At 46.5% G+C, this 17,448-nt stretch carries 18 protein-coding genes and 3 tRNA genes; 9 read left to right on the top strand and 12 right to left on the bottom strand.

The genetic code is table 11. The annotated features are described in order from the left end of the window. Positions 1–5 precede the first annotated feature (5 nt). Together ACJJI1_RS03005 and ACJJI1_RS03000 are read left to right on the top strand one after the other, a co-directional pair. A complete protein-coding gene (locus ACJJI1_RS03005) occupies positions 6–371 on the top strand; it encodes a hypothetical protein (RefSeq protein WP_444958497.1) in 366 nt (121 codons plus the stop codon). 5 nt (positions 372–376) lie between these two features. Further along, positions 377–715 carry an Imm51 family immunity protein gene (locus ACJJI1_RS03000; protein WP_444958496.1) on the top strand — a complete coding sequence of 113 codons (339 nt, stop codon included), beginning with the start codon at positions 377–379 and terminating at the stop codon, positions 713–715. 351 nt (positions 716–1,066) lie between these two features. On the opposite strand, the gene ACJJI1_RS02995 is transcribed toward ACJJI1_RS03000, so the two are convergent. Beyond that, positions 1,067–1,534, bottom strand: coding sequence for a hypothetical protein (locus ACJJI1_RS02995; protein ID WP_444958495.1), 468 nt, complete (start codon positions 1,532–1,534; stop codon positions 1,067–1,069). A 1,444-nt stretch (positions 1,535–2,978) separates the two neighbouring features. Between ACJJI1_RS02995 and ACJJI1_RS02990 the strand changes: the two genes are divergently transcribed. The 3 genes from ACJJI1_RS02990 to ACJJI1_RS02980 all read left to right on the top strand — a co-directional run bounded on the left by ACJJI1_RS02990 (position 2,979) and on the right by ACJJI1_RS02980 (position 5,437). Beyond that, positions 2,979–3,530: a putative adhesin gene (locus tag ACJJI1_RS02990; RefSeq protein ID WP_444958494.1), complete on the top strand. Its 552-nt coding sequence runs from the start codon at positions 2,979–2,981 to the stop codon at positions 3,528–3,530. Positions 3,531–4,088: 558 nt separating this feature from the next. Beyond that, positions 4,089–5,003 (top strand): zinc metalloprotease, encoded by a 915-nt coding sequence (locus tag ACJJI1_RS02985; protein ID WP_444958493.1) that lies wholly within the window; start codon positions 4,089–4,091, stop codon positions 5,001–5,003. Next, positions 5,003–5,437 (top strand): hypothetical protein, encoded by a 435-nt coding sequence (locus tag ACJJI1_RS02980; RefSeq protein ID WP_444958492.1) that lies wholly within the window; start codon positions 5,003–5,005, stop codon positions 5,435–5,437. Before ACJJI1_RS02985 ends, ACJJI1_RS02980 begins: the two co-directional genes overlap by 1 nt. A 77-nt stretch (positions 5,438–5,514) precedes the next feature. On the opposite strand, the gene ACJJI1_RS02975 is transcribed toward ACJJI1_RS02980, so the two are convergent. The 3 genes from ACJJI1_RS02975 to ACJJI1_RS02965 form a co-directional block, all read right to left on the bottom strand. Further along, the gene (locus ACJJI1_RS02975) at positions 5,515–6,378 is read right to left on the bottom strand and encodes a DUF4396 domain-containing protein (protein WP_444958491.1); all 864 of its coding nucleotides are present in this window, start codon (positions 6,376–6,378) and stop codon (positions 5,515–5,517) included. A 37-nt stretch (positions 6,379–6,415) separates the two neighbouring features. Further along, complete coding sequence (locus ACJJI1_RS02970) at positions 6,416–7,015, bottom strand: class I SAM-dependent DNA methyltransferase (protein WP_444958490.1); 600 nt, start codon at positions 7,013–7,015, stop codon at positions 6,416–6,418. Between the two features lie 364 nt (positions 7,016–7,379). Then, complete coding sequence (locus tag ACJJI1_RS02965) at positions 7,380–8,393, bottom strand: Vgb family protein (protein ID WP_444958489.1); 1,014 nt, start codon at positions 8,391–8,393, stop codon at positions 7,380–7,382. Between the two features lie 408 nt (positions 8,394–8,801). On the opposite strand from ACJJI1_RS02965, the gene ACJJI1_RS02960 reads away from it, so the two are divergent. Further along, positions 8,802–9,983 carry an MFS transporter gene (locus ACJJI1_RS02960; protein ID WP_444958488.1) on the top strand — a complete coding sequence of 394 codons (1,182 nt, stop codon included), beginning with the start codon at positions 8,802–8,804 and terminating at the stop codon, positions 9,981–9,983. A 194-nt stretch (positions 9,984–10,177) separates the two neighbouring features. After that, a tRNA-Cys gene (locus ACJJI1_RS02955) sits at positions 10,178–10,249 on the top strand. A gap of 84 nt (positions 10,250–10,333) precedes the next feature. Here ACJJI1_RS02955 and ACJJI1_RS02950 read toward each other — a convergent pair. Together ACJJI1_RS02950 and ACJJI1_RS02945 are read right to left on the bottom strand one after the other, a co-directional pair. Next, on the bottom strand, positions 10,334–10,894 hold the full coding sequence (locus ACJJI1_RS02950; RefSeq protein ID WP_444958487.1) for a disulfide bond formation protein B: 561 nt from the start codon (positions 10,892–10,894) through the stop codon (positions 10,334–10,336). Positions 10,895–10,904: 10 nt separating this feature from the next. Further along, the gene (locus ACJJI1_RS02945; protein WP_444959356.1) at positions 10,905–11,024 is read right to left on the bottom strand and encodes a DUF5993 family protein; all 120 of its coding nucleotides are present in this window, start codon (positions 11,022–11,024) and stop codon (positions 10,905–10,907) included. Positions 11,025–11,487: 463 nt separating this feature from the next. Between ACJJI1_RS02945 and ACJJI1_RS02940 the strand changes: the two genes are divergently transcribed. Further along, positions 11,488–12,195, top strand: a complete 708-nt coding sequence (locus ACJJI1_RS02940) for a SapC family protein (protein ID WP_444958486.1) — start codon at positions 11,488–11,490, stop codon at positions 12,193–12,195. 139 nt (positions 12,196–12,334) lie between these two features. Beyond that, a complete protein-coding gene (locus ACJJI1_RS02935; RefSeq protein WP_444958485.1) occupies positions 12,335–13,417 on the top strand; it encodes a sulfite exporter TauE/SafE family protein in 1,083 nt (360 codons plus the stop codon). Positions 13,418–13,535: 118 nt separating this feature from the next. On the opposite strand, the gene ACJJI1_RS02930 is transcribed toward ACJJI1_RS02935, so the two are convergent. From ACJJI1_RS02930 to ACJJI1_RS02905, 6 genes are all read right to left on the bottom strand, one after another. Continuing rightward, positions 13,536–13,610: transfer RNA gene (locus ACJJI1_RS02930), tRNA-Gln, on the bottom strand. 39 nt (positions 13,611–13,649) lie between these two features. Beyond that, positions 13,650–13,726 (bottom strand) — tRNA-Met (locus ACJJI1_RS02925). A 92-nt stretch (positions 13,727–13,818) separates the two neighbouring features. Continuing rightward, positions 13,819–14,772: a DMT family transporter gene (locus ACJJI1_RS02920; protein WP_444958484.1), complete on the bottom strand. Its 954-nt coding sequence runs from the start codon at positions 14,770–14,772 to the stop codon at positions 13,819–13,821. Positions 14,773–14,830: 58 nt separating this feature from the next. Next, the gene (ychF, locus tag ACJJI1_RS02915; protein WP_413663075.1) at positions 14,831–15,922 is read right to left on the bottom strand and encodes a redox-regulated ATPase YchF; all 1,092 of its coding nucleotides are present in this window, start codon (positions 15,920–15,922) and stop codon (positions 14,831–14,833) included. 205 nt (positions 15,923–16,127) lie between these two features. Next, positions 16,128–16,724 (bottom strand): aminoacyl-tRNA hydrolase, encoded by a 597-nt coding sequence (pth, locus tag ACJJI1_RS02910; protein WP_444892988.1) that lies wholly within the window; start codon positions 16,722–16,724, stop codon positions 16,128–16,130. Positions 16,725–16,729: 5 nt separating this feature from the next. Continuing rightward, positions 16,730–17,353 (bottom strand): 50S ribosomal protein L25/general stress protein Ctc, encoded by a 624-nt coding sequence (locus ACJJI1_RS02905; RefSeq protein WP_444958483.1) that lies wholly within the window; start codon positions 17,351–17,353, stop codon positions 16,730–16,732. Between the last annotated feature and the right edge of the window lie 95 nt (positions 17,354–17,448).

Below are 17,448 nucleotides of genomic sequence, written 5' to 3'. Positions count from 1 at the left end.
TTATTATGGCAATTTTTGGTGTGAACCCAATAGAAGGCTCAAACAATAGTGTTATGTTTGGCCGTATTATAGTTGATATAAAGAAAACTCTTAAAAAAATAGTGGATAATCCCTCTGCTCTAAATGACCCGGACAATGGGTTTGTAGCCTGTATCTATGCATTAAGAGTTTTGGCGGAGGCAGAGCCTGAGCGTGCACATTCGTCGATTTACAAGGGGCAGGTTGAAGAGTGGGAAAAATTATTTTTTGAGTCCCTAGATAAGAGTCGCAAGTTGCCGGCAAAGTATCGTGAGGGTTTTTTACAGAGTGCTAAAGATAATTTTGGCATCTTGAAATCTATTGGGTCTGATATGCCCAGAGATATGTGGTAAAGATTGTGACTTTTGAGCCATGTGAATTTGTTGAAAACACTTCTGGCCCAGAAAATAGCTTAATATTTTTAGATTTTGAGCCCTACATACAATTGATTCAAAGCTATGGGGGAGAAGGAGGTGGGTACTCTTGGGATGTCTTAATTGGAGTAGCTTTGAAAAAGAGCCACCTAGAGACCTCAGGAAAGCTTAGATTTGATTCAGAATCTAGTATGTTTTCAGCTGTTTCTGAAAATAATGATGATTTAGCTACTGTATCTCGGGTCGTGAAAAGATTGACAAGTGATAAAGAGTACTTGGTGAGTATTTTAAAGGGTGCGCGGGAAAAAGGAATTCTTGAATGATTTGAGGCGATTTCTAAATTCTACAGCGGATTTTCTTGTTAACTAAAAGATCGGGCATGGCTTTGGAGGTGGATGTTCTGGGCCCCACAGTTAGTTGAACACACTCCTGGACACCCACAGTTTGCAAAAGGGTTCTGACCTTGTTGTTAGCACCATAACTAATGCAATTTCTCACGGATTTAGCGATTAGGGATAATGAAATACCGAGAATTTAATACTTGATGCTCATCCTTCGTAGTTTTGGATAAAAGCTGGAAGAGGTGGTTTCAAGAGATTGTATTAAAAATAGCAGGGTATAGTAGAAAGTAAGTGCCGACAGTCACTGATGCCGTGTACCCAGCGTTTATTGAACTACGTATAGGCTTGCTGTACTGCCTCGACTGATCCTACCAAGCCTTTAAAGCGACTTTCAAAGTTTCGATTGAGGTGGAGCCAGTGTTTTGGTGAGATACCCAGCCGCTTGAGGATGGGTGGAGTGTTCTCGGCAATACAACCCCATTTTCTTGGATCAAAATTTCGGCCTCTCCAGTCCACCAGCTCCAAATAATGAACCAACTGAAAGGACAGCCCTTTTGACCTGTTCAGGTGTTCGCGGCCTCTGAATGGCAGAAGCATTTTAGGTTGTCGACCTGAGATTGCTGTGCGAATACGTTGTTGAACTGAAGTGTAGTCAGAATTTTCAGGGGCTTTCGCTATATTGGTACGGATAGGGTTGAGATTGACATAGGCCATACAGACGGCAATGGCTATTGAAACGACCTTCCCAGAAGCAGCCTGTACAGCTGTCTTCAGTATTAGCATTGCGAGCGATAGATTCATTTAGACAGTGCATAAACCAGCTGATATTCATTAGGAGTTCCCACCATAGAAAGGCGACTTCTTTTAGTCTGTTTAATTCAGCGTGATCGAGGGTATCGCCTTGAATATAGCGCTGGACTAAGCTAGAGGCTTTGAAGAGCTTTTGTCAGCGAGTAATTATCTCTGCGACCACTTATCAGCAGATTCTGTGTCGATGTATAGGGCTATATGGTGATGATTACTTATTACCACATAGGCAGCAATATCTAGCGCAAACACCTCGACCAACTTATGCATATGGCTTTCAATCCATTCGTGCCGATGCTCGTAATCTTTTCCGGATACAGCATCTCTGATACAAAGAAATGCACGCAGCACACAGATGGCAACACTTAAAGGTAGAAAAGTATCAGGAAGGAAAAAATTGTAACCTGAATTTGACCTGATGGGGCACCTTTTTAAAGCCGATAACTGTGATAACAAGTCTGAACTACTACATTTTATACACACCCTTTAATTCGATTTAAAGTCTCCGCTGCCTCCAAATAATAAAGCAGTTTAAAGTGTCCCTGCCAAACAGTTTTGATACCAGGCTCACCACCGCTTCTTAGCCCCAGAAAGTCTCCAATTTCTACCAGCATACGATTTATATCTCTCATATTTGGAGGTTAATTTGGTGAGGAATTTTTATCCATGCCATATGCCACTCTTTTCAGAGTAGACATTCGTCCACAGCTCATCAATTCATTCTTTTCAGCTTAAAATAGTAATCCAACTGAGAGGGTGGGTTGTCAAGCTGTTTAAGTCTTAGTCGTCTGTGAGAGATTTCTCTCTAGTATATTTGTAAAAAATAACTCTGTATTTCATATGGTGTTACTTATGTTAGCAATCTAGGCTTTTGTAGCTTATTGGTCTCTCTTCCTAGAGCAATGATGAGAGATGGTATACTTTTCATCTCAAATTTTAACCAAAAAAATTTAAATAAAAGCTTGCTAGGTGTGCTTGACTGTATGATGGTTGCAATAGTCAATAATGTTGTCTTTTATCTGTAATAGAACTTTTTTTCGCGCGAAATTGAGTCTCGGTTTCTCTAAGGTTACATAACCATTTTTTGTGAGATTGTTCATCAGGTTTTAAGTCCATTTACTCCTGGTTTGAAATGTGGATGAAAAATTCCTCAATTGAGATTTTGTGGTTTTTTTTGGGTTTTGTGTGACGCTTGTTTCGCAGTCCATAGTTTTTTTACTTGTCTTGATTACGGTTTTGCTCGAATGAGAGGGTGGTAATGAAGATTGGATTTCAGTCGCTTACATAGATTTTATTTTCGTTGATCTAATTTTATTTATCTGTAACCATTAAAAGCAGGTGGGTTTTATTTGAAAAGAATAATCTTAAATTTGTGACCGCATTTTGATGGTGTGGTCAAAAAAATAGATTCTCCAACCTTTGATCGATAAGGAATGTGATGAAAACTGTTCAGTTTGGAAAAGTAATAATTCATAAAAAAGAACAAGCCAGTGGTAATGAGGCGATCCTTTACGCACATGGTTCATTTGATAACGGCTCTTTTGGTAAGGCTGAATTGCCAGAGAATTTGGCTCTATACTTCTACTCATTTCATGGTTCGGCGTCTTCTGATCATGCAGTCAGGAGTTTGACAAAAACAGGTAAGCCTGCCAATGAGGAAAATAGTAAAGAAAAATTTGGGACTTTAGAGTTCCTAAATATGGGGTCAGGAAAAGTTCACTCGATAGCTGGTGGTGGTGCGAGTATTTATAATTATAATCTCTCATATAATGAAAAAAGCCCTGGTCATGTGGATAATATTAAGAAGGCTTGGCAGAGTGGTCTTCATGATCATGATTTGATTTTGGTTGAAGAGGGGGCCCATATTCATTTAGATGATGTTCTAAAAGTCATTACTGAAAATAAGCTAGGTTATAACAAGCTTCACTTTACCGCCTGCCGCTCGCCGAGCAGCGGAAATGATCTTAGCTCTCAAAAACAGTGGGGTTAATTTAGAGTAGAGTGTTCACTCTAGTTTAAAAACTGTAGAATTTATAAAGGCCGCTTACCTTCATGGCCACAGAAGGTAAGTGGCCTTTGTTATTTGTGATTGGCCTTTTGAATTAGGTGCTCTAGTGGTTGGAATATCTTTTTATTGTTAGCCCCAGTTGGTGCGAGCTGTTTTTGCGATGATGTATCATAAAAAATATAACTGTCCGCTTTGTTGAAATAAAATTCGGTATTTTTTATTGGAATTTTACCTGTCAGTAATTTCAGGTTCCTCAACTTTTTGTTCGCATTTTTAAGTGAGTTGCACCTTGTGTTTTCCGTGAAAAAAAATTTCATATGTAACCAATTTTAGAGAGAAATGTATCTGCATTTTGTTTTTTTTGGGTTTTTATTTTTTTATATTTACATTTTTCTTGTTGAACGTTACGCCTTATTAAAGAGTTTGATGTCATTATCATCAATTTAAGAATTGGTGCTATTGACAAAAGTTTATGGAAGCGTGGAAAGTTGGCGGGCTCTTATGGGAGTGTAAATAAATAATAAAATTAAGGCTTAGGTTATGAGAAAGACTGTTTCTAATATCTCGATAAAAACTGCTCTATCATTGTGCATGCTTGCTTCATCAACTATAGGTTTTGCTCAGAGTGTTTCTTCGGTTGAGGCTGCCAACAATAGCGTTGGGCTAAAGCGCTGCGGTACAGACCACCCATCAATTCAGGAAGCTGCATTAAAAGAGCAGCATTTTTCTACTCTGCGTGGTATATCAAGTGATAGAAGTGTGGCACACACATTGCGGCCCGCAGGTTCTGTAGAAGTTGATGTTTACTTTCATGTAATTACTGACTCAGCTAATAATGGAGCGCTTTCTAATAGTGAGATTAATGCGCAAATGGATGTGTTGAATGATGCTTACGCAAATACTCCATTTACTTTTAATTTAGTTTCAACCACTGTTACAGCAAATAATTCTTGGTATAACGTTGGTTACAATTCATCGGCTGAGCAGTCAATGAAATCTTCCTTACGAGTTGGCGATGCCGGGGATTTGAATATCTATGTAGCTGAAATTAGTGACGGCCTACTTGGGTGGGCTACATTCCCAAGTAGTTACTCCTCTGATCCACTTGATGATGGTGTAGTAATTTTAACTGGTTCTGTGCCTGGAGGTGATGCTGCGCCCTACAATGAGGGGGACACCTTAACTCACGAGGTTGGCCACTGGTTGGGTCTTTATCATACGTTCCAAGGTGGATGTTTTGGCCGGGGGGACTACGTCTCAGATACTCCTGCGGAGAGATCGGCTGCTTATGGCTGCCCTGTTGGTCGGGATACCTGTACCAGGGGAAGAAATGCTGAAGGGGAAGATCCGGTAACTAACTTTATGGATTATACTGACGATAGCTGTATGTACGAGTTCACTGAAGGTCAAGCCACTCGCGCGGATGAACAAAGCGCGACTTATCGTGGTCTTTAATGGTTAAGGGGGCTTGCCCCCCTTCTTTAATTATGAATAAAGAACATTATTTATTTTTAGTGCTGAGCTTATTTGTTTTTGCTAGCCCGAATCTTTTGGCTCAAAGGCTAGCTGTTCCAGAGTACGTGACTTGTGATCGAAACCAATTAACTTCATGGCAGGGGGAGATTACAAAACTTGTGCGGGTGAAAGATGGAATTAAGCTTTGGGTTGCTACTGACCATGGAACAAATGAGTTTCTAAACCTGACTATGCCAAATTGGAAGGAGGTTCTCGGGCAGTTCCGCATCCATGGCCGTTCTTTTCATTCCAGCGATTGGGAGAAACTCATTGATACTAAGGGGAAGCTTAAGGTTGGCATAAAAGCGATTGTTTGGTTATGTAATACTGAAGGAGTAAACCCGGTAATCAATTGGCAACCAGCCTCAGAGTGAAATCTTACTATAGGCGGAGAAAGAAATTTTTGAATCTTATGCTTAAGCGATTATTTTGAGTGCATAAAGTTCTGAGATCAAAAGTATATTGGTGTGATTTTATCTGTGACATAAATTGCAAGAAAAAGAGCTATAAAAGTGCCCATTATCCATATACTCGATTCCATTAAAGATAAAGAATGCATTTCCATTTTAGGCGTTTCTGCTTGTGAGGTAGCATGGATGTGCGGTGCTGAATTTGAGGCGCATTCATGTGAGCAATGACCAAAATTGGGCGCGGCTCCATCTTTTCCCGGAAGAGTCATACATCCATGTTTTAAGTGATTTTTTACCAGCCAATAGTTAATAGGGTAAGCAATGATACCCCCAACAATGGTTGCCAAGCTCATACGAAACCAAAAGGTAGCATTTGTTGGGTCTTCAGAGTGTGGCCATATGGAAGTCAGTATCACCATAGCGGGTATCATTCCAGCCATAACCATATTCATCGATACAGTTTCAGCAAAGAAAGTTTTACCCACTGCTTTTAAGTAGTTTCCCTGATACATATTTCGCATCATCAATGCCTGAAAAATAAACAAACCACAAACAAAGCCAGCCAAGTACTCAATTATGGAGTCCCATCCATTGGCGAGGCCCAGTGTGGGTACAATAGATGCTGCGATAAGGATCCCTGTTGCATCACCTGCAAGACAATGCATTTCGCTATTTACACTTTGCTTCCATGTCGCCCGAGTGAATTGATCGTGGCCGCCAGGAAAAGGACGGCGACAGGTGAGTAGGTAGAAGATTAAGCCGATAACACCGGTATAAAGAATTACTAATACCCAAGCCAGGCGCTGAACCCAGCTGGTTGGCGCATTAGTGATTGAGTCCCAAATAATAAAAACTAGGCTGAGACTCGTAAGAATAAACCAAACAAGCATTGCTCCGGTTAACATATAGGCTACCCATGATTGAGGGGGCGATATAAAACAATTATATCTTCTGAGCAATCAAGTAGGCGTGTAATTCTGGTGGTTGATCGTACTCCAGATATCTACAAATACAACCAGATGAAATAAGAAGTTGTATAAATTTATTTGTGCCTAACGTAGAGTAGTATAATTCCGGTCCCATCGCATTATTCGTATGATAGTCCTCTTTATCTGTTCCACCAAAGGAGAATATTAGAACGCCTTCCTTGTTTAAGTAAGACGCTAGATTCCTTATTGTTTCCTCTTGTTTTTCAATTGGTATATGCCAGATGCTATCCCACGCACTTATAAAGTCATATTTTCTTGTGGCTTTCCACTTACATATATCCTCTAGATAGAAGTTGACAGTAGGGTGCTTATCCCTGGCGATCTCTATCATTTTCTCAGAAACATCAATTCCCTCGGGAGAAAATCCTTCAGTTAGCAGAAGCTCGATATGCCTTCCTGTACAACCACACCCTACATCTAGTGCGGAGCCTCTATTTTTTACAAAGCCAAGTGCCCGCTTATACTGGCTAATACCGTTGTTCCTGTTGAACTCTTTACGTTCCCATAGATGTGTGATGGTATCGTATGCTATCCCGGTTTGTTTCGGTTCCATAATTGTAAATTCTGTTTATGAGTTTTATATAATGATTGCTGCACGTTTTTTGTTTTTTAGATTCGTTAGAGTTTGATTTATTTGAGGCGAATACTTCAACACCTATAATTATAACGGTCGCCATGAGTATCCACGCGAGCCACTTCATGCCATTTTAAGCTAGTGTAACTTGTAGTGGGTTGCCAATAAGGTAATCCATCAATGGTTGCCTCATAAGGGCGCCGTGAATGGCTGTTAATAGAGCTGAAAAAATTAGAATTCTAAATGGAAGTCTGTATTTGAACAGTTTGTCCTGTATCAGGATATATAGAACTATTGCAGTGACGCCATACATCGATTGATGTCAATAGAGCTATATATGCTTCTATTTTGGTATTCCCTGGTCGATAAATCCAGAATCAACACCAAACCAAAAGCTTCCATCCATATTGTTAAAATACATATATCTTATATTTCCACCACTTGGAACTGGGGTCTTGCTTGTAAATTTCTCTTTTTCTGTGTTAAAGGCAAAAATGATATTTGGAACCTCTCCAGTATCAGCGAGCCAAAGTTGGTTATTGTTGTCCAGTGCTGTTCCGTAGGGGCGTGGATTCTTACTGGGTAGCTTCCACTCTTTAAACTCCTTGGTCGTCGGGGTATAGCGCCCCAAATAGCCTTCTGGATAATCTACGTACCAAATATTGCCGGTAGGGTCGATTTCCAGTCTGCGAGGGCGAGCATTTGGGCGCGGCAGGTTAACCTCACTTATGGCCATGGTTTTTGCGTCTACTCGCGCTAACTTGTTGGTACCGAATAGAGCGACCCAGGGGTTTCCCTGAGCATCAATCTTAATACCATAGGGGCGAGCATTAGCGGTTGTTGGGGTGGCACTTAGAACTTTGCCACTTTGTATATTTAGCAGGCCTATGCGGTTACTTTGCTGGGCCGTGAACCAGATATTTCCCTCTCGATTGAAGATTAACGTATGTGGGTCTTTGATACCTTCAGGCATTGGATACTGTTTAATTTGCCCATTCTTGGTGTCTAATTGCCCAATATGCGCATTGCGATTACCTGCATACCAAACAATATCGTTTGAATCCACAATCAGGTTATGAGGGTGAGTGCCTTCAGGTATTTCATACTGCTTAAACTCTTCAGAGGTCGGTGTAAACTTTCCGATGTAGTTACCCGCTTGTCCACAGAACCAGACATTACCTTTACTGTCTACATGCGGGTCTCTGGGGAGTCCCTCCCAGGGCACCTTCCATTCGTTTAATTTAAGTTTGTCAGGTAAGTTATCTTCTTGAGCAGCGGCGTTCGTCAGTAGAAAAGGGAGTGTGGTAAGTAGCATGACTAAGGTGAGATGATGAATTCGCCAGGAATGAATGCGCATTTTTCTCTCCAAGAGTTATCTATGTTGGTAATCAGTCATGCTGTGGTGTAAGGCGCCTAGACATATAGCAGTTAAAGCATAGGTGAATTTAGGTTGGAGTTGTCTGATTCTAGTCATTATATGTAGTGAACTAAGTTTACTCATCTCATTAAAAATACATGATTAGCGGGAATTTATACATAATTAGATGGCTTGCTACTTTTCCAATTGGTACGTCTTATTCACCGTTTTTTCGGGCATTTGAGCAAGTTGTTGGTCGGTGTTACCTCTATTTAATGGCTTAATTAGTATTTAATTTTATGAACTGCAATATTCTCAATGAAAACTCATTCCTCAGTACTATTTTTATAATTTTACAGTTGGATATTGAGGGCGTATATTGCGGACCTTAGCTATAGGAGGTCATTTATGCTACAACGTCTTCGCCGGCCTGAAATTCTTTTGCTTATTCTGGCAGCTTCGATGCCGCTCTCATTTGCTGTTTGGAATACGCTACTTAATAACTTTGTTATTGAAAAGGCAGCATTTACCGGTGCAGATATTGGTTTGTTGCAAAGTGTGCGCGAGATACCTGGCTTTTTAGCCTTCCTAGTGGTCTTTGTTTTGCTTTTTGTCAGGGAGCAGCGGCTGGCGATAATCTCACTGGTAGCAACTGGCCTTGGAGTGATGCTAACGGGACTGTATCCATCATTGACCGGGTTGTTACTCACTACACTTTTAATGTCTACGGGATTTCATTTTTATGAGACCTTGCAGACTTCCCTGGCACTCCAGTGGTTTCCTAAACAAACAGCAGCAGTTTGGATGGGACGCATGGCTGCCGCTGGTTCCTTTGCTGCGCTTCTGGCTTATAGTTTGGTGTGGGGTTTAATGAACTTCGCAGGTTTGGATTATTCCTGGGTTTATCTAATTGGTGGTGGCGCGACCATTGTCATTGCTTTAGGTGCCTGGGTCCTTTTCCCTCAGTTTGCTCAGCCCCACAGTCAGCATAAGAAGCTTATTCTGCGAAAACGCTATTGGCTCTATTATGCGCTCACGATGATGAGTGGGGCTCGCAGGCAAATCTTTATAGTATTCGCTGGTTTTTTGATGGTGGAGAAATTTGGATACAGCGTGGGGGAGGTTGCTGCTCTCTATACGGTAAACCATTTACTTAATTTGTATATCGCACCGAAGATCGGACAGTTTATCGTTCGGTTTGGCGAGCGCCGTATCCTCACTTTGGAATATATTGGCCTGATACTGGTATTTGCGGGTTATGCGCTGGTAGAAAGTGCTGCGCTGGCAGCGGCATTATATATTGTTGACCATTTATTCTTTTCTATGGCAATTGCGATTAAAACCTACTTCCAGAAGATAGTCGACGAGCGGGATATCGCGGCTTCGGCCGGAGTCAGCTTTACTATTAATCATATTGCCGCAGTAGTTATCCCTGTAGTATTTGGCTTGCTGTGGCTTGTCTCTCCGCCAATGGTATTCTTTGCCGGGTCTTTAATGGCCTTAATTTCTCTTGGGTTGGCACAGCTGGTTCCAGAGCAGCCGTTGCCCGGTAATGAGGTTAGGGTTGGGCAGTATTCTGAGGCTACCTAGAAAGAGTTGATGGAGTTTTTGTTCCATTATCCTTGGCGGCAACTTAAACAAGACTGTTTACTATGAAATACGCGCAAGAACTTCTTTCTATATGTTGCTGCCAGGCAACCTGCGTGCTTCTGTAAATTTATTCGGAAGCGTTTTTGCTTCCGTAGAGTCAAAGAACCCGGAGCGGAAGCGCCGGGTTTTTTTATGGCCAGGTGGCAGAGAGGAAATGCGACGGTCTGCAACACCGTTTTTCACCGGTTCGAATCCGGTCCTGGCCTCTATTTATTCTGTTGATCTATGGATATATGCTTTGCAAGCTGTCTTTTGTATAGCTATCCCCCTTTTCTTTTCTCAGCTTGCTTTTAAATTCCGTCGATAGCGCCAAAGAGCCAATAGTTGTCTGGATTATCCGGGCAAACAGTAGGTCCACACTCTGCGAAGGTTATAAATATATTAAGTGTGGTAATTGAAAATGCAGCCACTATGGCCGTTTTTCCGAGAGCTCTCTGATCTCGAAAGCTAATAAATATGGGGTTCCCATATTGCTTATTAAATGCACTGACAATCGCGATGCCAATAATTGTCATGTAGAAGATAATCAGAGCCCAGGTGTAATAGTGATACCCCATTAATGGATTGCCATAACCTGGCGTTCCGGGAATAACATGTAGGCTGACTTGGCGCAGCGCGGTAGCGGCGCCAAATAGCGCTGACAGTGTAGCCAGGCTGTAGTGTAGAGGGCGGTTGCCATAGAGTACATTTAGCATCAGGCCAAATAAGACTCCTGTGAGCCCAATTCGTTGAAGTAAACAGAGAGGGCAGGGCAATTCTCCATTCACTAATTGAAAGTACTCTGCGGCGACGAGTACGGCACATACGGCGAGTATGCCCAGTGCATTAAGCTCTCGAAATGTATGGCCCATTCACCCTCCTCTACAAGGCTAAGTTGAGATTGTCGCCGGTGTGATAGCCCAGCCAGGCGATGCTTGATATCAAGGAAAAAATGAATGTTACGGTTGCTAGGGTGTGGTAATTCTTCACGGCTAGAGCCATTGCAAGGAGATGGAAGAGAAATAGTAGGCTCATCATAATGAGGCGCCCCTCGGTTTTTGCATCGAACTCACTCCAACCACTTTCAATCGTATAAAAAAGCACCACTTGTTACGATAGCTGTAGAGGTGGGGGGAGGGGTGATACAGGTAATGCGCTACCTGTCAGGGTTGGCTAGCTAATACTCGATTCGTTGAGTTTGAAGGTTGCCGGGTCACTTTAAGGGGGGAGTAGTGAATTTAATTGGTGCGATAGTCTTGAATAGTATTAACCTAATCAAATAAATTTGTCTTTAGGTTAATGTTGGTGGACTTTGTTTGCCAGTTGGGCTTCTTCCCTGTTTAATGCTGGCTTTGGTTTCCGGCGACTGTCGGAAAGCACTTGTCATCGTAGATGCGTAGAAGAGTGGTACGTTAGGGTATCTCTGAAAATTTAGTAACTATAAAAGTAGCTAGGAGTTGTACTTATGGCACAGATCAAAGCTTTGGATAAAAAGGCACATGCCAACCTGAAACTCACCCAAGACATTACTTTTGACCATGTAAGCAGTAATCATGTTCTGCCGCTGGTGGTTCAGGAAATCGTACAGGCAGCTCAGAGCTACCCGATCCTGTTCGTTAAAGACCAGAATACTGACCAGTTTAAAGTTGTGGCGCTTACCGGTCTGCGCCCCGGTGAGAACCTGTTCTCCGGTGCTGATGGCTGGAATGGTAGCTACATTCCTGTGCAAGTGCGCACTTACCCGTTCGTTTTGGTGAAGAACCCAGACAACGCGGATCAGGCTGTTCTGTGCATCGACGAAGACTCCAAGATGCTGAGCGACTCTGAAGGTGAAGCGCTGTTCGATGGGGAAGGCGAGCAAACTGACTTCCTGAAGAATCGCGCCCAGGCGGTGGTTGAGACTGCACAGCGTGTTGCTGTGACCGACTCTTTTATTGAGTTCCTGGTTTCCAAGGACCTGCTGACCCAGAAGAAACTGACTCTCCGTGTTAGCGAAGATGACAAGCCTTACGATTTGACAGGTTTCTTTGTTATCGATGAAGAGAAGCTTAACAAGTTGTCTGATGAAGACTTCCTGGAGCTGCGTAAGCGTGGAGCCCTGCCGGCAATCTACGCCTCTATGATGTCTTCTATGCAGGTTCAAAACCTGATTCGCAAGAAGCGCTTGAACTAATTGCGCTTTGCCCGGCAGCTGCGGCTGCCGGGCAACCCTCCTAACCGGAATAGGCGAACTCGCCAAATCTTGTCTTGATCCCATCTTACACTCGTACCACTATTGTCTCCCTCTGACGCTTTAGCTCACAAATAATAAGATGAAAAACGTGGCGCGATTCTCTCTTCGCTATTGGTTCGCTTGGTTGGTTCTGTTTTACGGTGTTTGGTTGTTCCTGATTTTACAGGGCGAGAACCTGGCCCTGGCACTCGAGCATTGGTCCATGGCCCTGGCGATGGCGCTGGGTAGCTATGCCGCTGGTTCTACGCCGATGGGAGGCGGGACAGTTGGGTTTCCCGTGCTGGTGCTGTTTTTTGATATGCCGGCAAGCCTGGGGCGCGACTTTAGTTTTGCAGTTCAATCGATAGGTATGGTCAGTGCCAGCTTGTTTATTCTCTGCCGGCGCCAGCAGCTGGCCTGGTCGATGTTGCGGGGGGCGCTGCTGGGCTCTCTTCTGGCGACTCCCGCCGGTATCCTGCTGTTTGCCCCTCTGATACCTGAACTCTGGGTGAAACTCTCCTTTGCCGTCCTCTGGGGCAGTTTTGGCATTTTTCATTTGTATCGCCTCAGCGAAATTACTGATTGTGAGCACGCGGGAGACCCCCAGTGCCCGACAGATTTTCGTGTCGGCTTGCTATTGGGTGCTTTTGCCGGCTTTTGCGTGGTGGCAGTTACCGGTGTGGGTGTAGACATGCTGGTGTATGCGGCTCTTGTGCTGTTGAGCAGGGTAGATCTTAAGGTGGCGATCCCTACATCTGTGGTGATCATGGCATTTTGTTCGGTACTCGGGGTAATAGTGAAGTCGCTGGCGGGAGATTGGCAGCCTGGCGTGTTTGGGAATTGGCTGGCAGCAGCACCGGTAGTGGCCCTTGGGGCGCCTCTGGGCGTTTTTGTGGTTAGCTTGCTGGGACGCAAGCCGACCCTGTTGATTGTGGCCTTCCTGTGCGTTGTGCAGCTTGTGTGGACTTGCATGTCCGAGAGTGAGGCTATGAAGGGATATGGCGGTCCGCTAGTGCTGCTGGCATTGCTGTGCTGCCTGGCGGGCTTCGAGTGGCTGCGGGCCCTGGGTTTGCGCAGGGAGCAAGTGCGAACGCCTGTAGCAACTTCAGGTACTGCTGGCCTGGAGCCCGATAGCGCCGAAGTGACAGTTATGGAAGCTAATGGTGTGGTGCTGCCGGAGTAGTTGATTTTTGGATTGCGTTCGCGGACGAGTTCTGGCGAGCTATTCGCAGAATCAGATAAAAAACGGTTGCGTTTTTGGTTGCTGCCCAGATTTGGGCCTGCTAGATAATTTAGGAAGATGGCTGGGGCGGAAGGATTCGAACCTTCGCATGACGGGATCAAAACCCGCTGCCTTACCGCTTGGCTACGCCCCAGTTTCAAGTTTCACAAAGAATAGTCTCTGTGATTTGAAATGGTAGCAAGGGGGAGACTCGAACTCCCGACCTCAGCATTATGAGTGCTGCGCTCTAACCGGCTGAGCTACCTTGCCATTTCTTTTGTTGTCTCGGCTGTCCCGAGGGCGCGCATTATTAAACGATGGGCCGGGGGTGTCAACATTTTTTTTGTATTCTTTTCAGATAGTTAGCGATTTTTTTCATCTGATGCTCGGGACTGCTCAGAACGGCGCCTGGAACTGATTGCGGCGAGGGCGGAACCGAGTACTACGGCGCCGGCGCCGGCCCAGCTGATCCAGTTGAGCGGCTCAACTGCAATATAGTCGGGCCAGATAGAGCTGATCAGCGTACTGAACAGAAGGGTGATGACTGGCACTAATGACAGGGTTGCGCTGACACTGGATGCCTCCCAGTGCGCTAGTGACTTGCTAAAAGCCCCATAGGCGATCAGCGTATTGGCGGTGAGAAATGCCAAAAGTACCCACTCGAGCCAGCCCAGGTGGGAAACCTTCATTGGCTCCGCCATGGGCAGGAAGAACAGGGTTCCTGCGATATAAATCACTACCAGTAAATCCTGGGGTGTTGCGCGGCTCAATATTTTTTTCTGGAAAAAGCCGTAAATCGCCCAGGTGACAGCGGCGATCAGGATATAGCCGAGCCCCAGCAGGTATTCGCCGCCGGCGCCACTGGTCAGCTCTTCCAGGCGCTGGTTAAAAAATAGCAGTAGCCCAATTACTACCAGTACTACGCCGCTCCACTGACGCGGCGAGAAGCGCTCGCCCAGCCAAAGTACGCTGGATATTAGTAGAAGCAGGGGGGCCAGCTGGATTACAACCTGAGCGGCACCAGGGGTAATGTAATTGAGTCCACTGGCGTAGGCGAGGTAGTTCACCAGGAGGCCGGCAACGGCGAGGAAGGTGAAAAGCAGTAAGCCGCGACTGAATAGTGGCTTGAGCTGTAACTTGCGCGCCTGTCCGTAGTAGACGCCCGCTAACAGTGCTGCACCGGCAAAGCGATACCAGGTGGCGGTACCGGGACTGATGTATTCGAGAAGCCCTTTGAGAGCGATGGGCAGGGTTGCCCACATAAATACGGTGATCAGCGCCAGGGGCAGGCCGACTTTCCAGTTTGATTGAGCCATGGAATTTACACGGGTGGCGCGCCTCCCCGGGGTGGGGAGGCAAAAAAAGGGGAGGCGGTTAGACGTTAAAACGGAAGTGGATTACGTCGCCGTCGGCGACAATGTAGTCCTTGCCTTCCAGGCGCCATTTACCCGCGTCTTTAGCGCCGGCCTCACCGTTGTTGTCAATGTAATCGCTGTAGCTGATCACTTCTGCGCGAATAAAACCCTTTTCAAAATCGGTGTGGATTTTACCGGCGGCGTTGGGAGCGGTAGCGCCCAGTGGGATGGTCCAGGCACGAACTTCCTTCACTCCAGCGGTGAAGTAGGTGTGCAGGCCCAGCAGTTGGTAGCCGGCGCGAATCACGCGGTTCAGCCCGGGCTCTTCCATACCCAGCTCTTCCAGGAACTCCTGCTTTTCTTCGTCGTCCAGCTCGGCAATTTCCGCTTCGAGTTTGTTGCAGATAGGTACCAGTACCGCGTTCTCTTCAGCGGCGATGGCTGCCACAGCATCCAGGTGCGGATTGTTCTCGAAGCCATCTTCGTCCACGTTGGCGATATACATGGTGGGCTTGATAGTGAGCAGGCTCAATTCGCGCAGGTCCGCCAGTTCGTCTTCTGAAAGCTCGAAAGAGCGCAGCGGCTTGGCTTCATCCAGGTGGGGCTGGATTTTTTCCAGCAACGCTTTCATCTTGATCGCGTGCTTGTCCTGCCCCTTGGCGGCGCGGGTAAAGCGCTGCAGGGCCTTTTCCACAGTGTCCAGGTCGGCCAGGGCTAACTCGGTATTGATTACCTCGATATCCGCTACAGGGTGTACCTGGTTTGCGACGTGGATAACGTTATCGTCTTCGAAGCAGCGCACAACGTGGGCGATAGCGTCGGTCTCGCGGATATTGGCAAGGAACTTGTTACCCAGACCTTCCCCCTTGGAGGCGCCCGCAACCAGACCGGCGATATCGGTAAATTCCATGGTGGTGGGAATTACCTTTTCCGGTTTGACGATCTCAGCCAGCTTGTCGATGCGGGGATCTGGTACCGGCACGACCCCAGCATTGGGTTCGATGGTGCAGAAGGGGAAGTTTTCCGCATCGATACCCGCTTTGGTCAATGCATTGAATAGGGTGGATTTGCCCACATTAGGTAGGCCGACAATACCGCAAGTAAAACCCATGGTGATATTTTTCCGTTTGCCCGAGGCGCATACAGCGCGCTCTGCTAATTGCGTTTGAGGTCCGGTAGTGGTTGCGCTGGCGGGATTTTGGATGGGCGGGATGTCTCGGCCACCTCAGGGTCCGGGCCAGCCGGGAAAATACCGGCAATTTAGCGCAGCACACTATCGAGATTTCCGCGGCAAAAGGCAAGCCGGCGGGTGGGATCTATTTGTTGGTGTGCAGCGTTTTCATGGCTGCGCCCCAGTCGCCGGAAGCGGCGGTGGGTAGAACGTCGATCGAGCGATCGATCGCATCAGCCAGTGTTTCCTGTTCCGCCCTGGGGGCTCGCTGGAGTACAAACCGGGCCACTTCGCTCGAGCTGCCGGGGTGGCCAATACCGAGTCGCAGGCGCATAAAGTTTCGGTTGTTGCCCAGTGCGGCAATGATATCCCGCAGGCCGTTGTGTCCACCGTGACCGCCGCCGGCTTTCAGGCGCGCGATACCGGGGGCCAGGTCCAGCTCATCGTGAGCGACCAGAATGGCTTCCGGGGGAATCTTGAAGAAGTTCGCCAGTGGGCCGACAGATTGGCCACTGCGATTCATATAGGTGGTGGGAATCAGCAGCCGGATATCCTGGCTGCCGACCCGCACACGGCCAGTAAGGCCGTGATACTTGCTGTCGAGGCTGAGCTGGGTGCCTTGTTGGCGGGCCAGCTCGACAACAAAGTCGGCACCGGCGTTGTGTCGCGTCCGATCGTATTCCGGTCCGGGGTTTCCCAGGCCGACAATCAACTGGATCGGAGTATCCGGTGCCGCAGCCAAGGCGATTACTCTTCGCCTTCGCCAGCTTCTTCAGCTTCAGCTTCCACAGCGCCGCGAGGCTTGTGGATGGAAGCTACAACCAGGTTGTGGTCTTCGCCGTGGCTCAGTGCCACAGACTCAACACCTTCCGGCAGTTTCAGGTCGGAGATGTGCAGTACGCCGTCCATTTCAAGGTCGGCCAGGTCCACTTCGATGAACTCAGGCAGCTTGCCGGCAGGAGCGTTAACTTCCAGCTCGGTCAGGGTGTGGGAAACGATACCGCCAGCCTTAACACCTTTGCTGCTCTCTTCGTTCAGGAAGTGCAGAGGTACTTTAACGTGTACTTTGGTGTTGGCAGATACGCGCTGGAAGTCGATGTGCAGCAGCAGGGCTTTAGCCGGGTGACGCTGCAGGTCGCGCAGGATAACTTTCTCTTCTTTGCCGTCTACGTCAACAGTCAGCATGGAGGAGAAGAAAGCTTCGTTTTCCAGAGCTTTGGTCAGGTCTTTGTGCAGCACGGAGATAGAAGCAGGCTCTGCTTCACCGCCGTAGATGATGCCGGGTACACGGCCTTCCAGGCGACGCAGGCGGCGGCTCGCACCTTTCCCTTCATCGCTGCGGGCAATGGCGTTCAATTTAATATCAGACATGGGATAAACCTCGGGTTGTCTGTCCAGAGTGACCTGCGACCGGACCGCTCTGGCATGGATGTTAAATGGGCACTGGGCCCAAAAGTAATCGCCCG

The organism is Microbulbifer maximicatervae (SeqCode) (assembly GCF_052467065.1).
Note: the sequence above shows the minus strand (reverse complement) of the source record. Positions and strands in the feature narration are given on the sequence as shown.

Coding starts and splice junctions, on each gene's coding strand:
- ACJJI1_RS03005 (WP_444958497.1), top strand. CDS start 6: ATGGCAATTTTTGGTGTGAACCCAATAGAAGGCTCAAACAATAGTGTT.
- ACJJI1_RS02995 (WP_444958495.1), bottom strand. CDS start 1,534: ATGAATCTATCGCTCGCAATGCTAATACTGAAGACAGCTGTACAGGCT.
- ACJJI1_RS02990 (WP_444958494.1), top strand. CDS start 2,979: ATGAAAACTGTTCAGTTTGGAAAAGTAATAATTCATAAAAAAGAACAA.
- ACJJI1_RS02985 (WP_444958493.1), top strand. CDS start 4,089: ATGAGAAAGACTGTTTCTAATATCTCGATAAAAACTGCTCTATCATTG.
- ACJJI1_RS02980 (WP_444958492.1), top strand. CDS start 5,003: ATGGTTAAGGGGGCTTGCCCCCCTTCTTTAATTATGAATAAAGAACAT.
- ACJJI1_RS02975 (WP_444958491.1), bottom strand. CDS start 6,378: ATGTTAACCGGAGCAATGCTTGTTTGGTTTATTCTTACGAGTCTCAGC.
- ACJJI1_RS02970 (WP_444958490.1), bottom strand. CDS start 7,015: ATGGAACCGAAACAAACCGGGATAGCATACGATACCATCACACATCTA.
- ACJJI1_RS02965 (WP_444958489.1), bottom strand. CDS start 8,393: ATGCGCATTCATTCCTGGCGAATTCATCATCTCACCTTAGTCATGCTA.
- ACJJI1_RS02960 (WP_444958488.1), top strand. CDS start 8,802: ATGCTACAACGTCTTCGCCGGCCTGAAATTCTTTTGCTTATTCTGGCA.
- ACJJI1_RS02950 (WP_444958487.1), bottom strand. CDS start 10,894: ATGGGCCATACATTTCGAGAGCTTAATGCACTGGGCATACTCGCCGTA.
- ACJJI1_RS02945 (WP_444959356.1), bottom strand. CDS start 11,024: ATGGCTCTAGCCGTGAAGAATTACCACACCCTAGCAACCGTAACATTC.
- ACJJI1_RS02940 (WP_444958486.1), top strand. CDS start 11,488: ATGGCACAGATCAAAGCTTTGGATAAAAAGGCACATGCCAACCTGAAA.
- ACJJI1_RS02935 (WP_444958485.1), top strand. CDS start 12,335: ATGAAAAACGTGGCGCGATTCTCTCTTCGCTATTGGTTCGCTTGGTTG.
- ACJJI1_RS02920 (WP_444958484.1), bottom strand. CDS start 14,772: ATGGCTCAATCAAACTGGAAAGTCGGCCTGCCCCTGGCGCTGATCACC.
- ychF (WP_413663075.1), bottom strand. CDS start 15,922: ATGGGTTTTACTTGCGGTATTGTCGGCCTACCTAATGTGGGCAAATCC.
- ACJJI1_RS02905 (WP_444958483.1), bottom strand. CDS start 17,353: ATGTCTGATATTAAATTGAACGCCATTGCCCGCAGCGATGAAGGGAAA.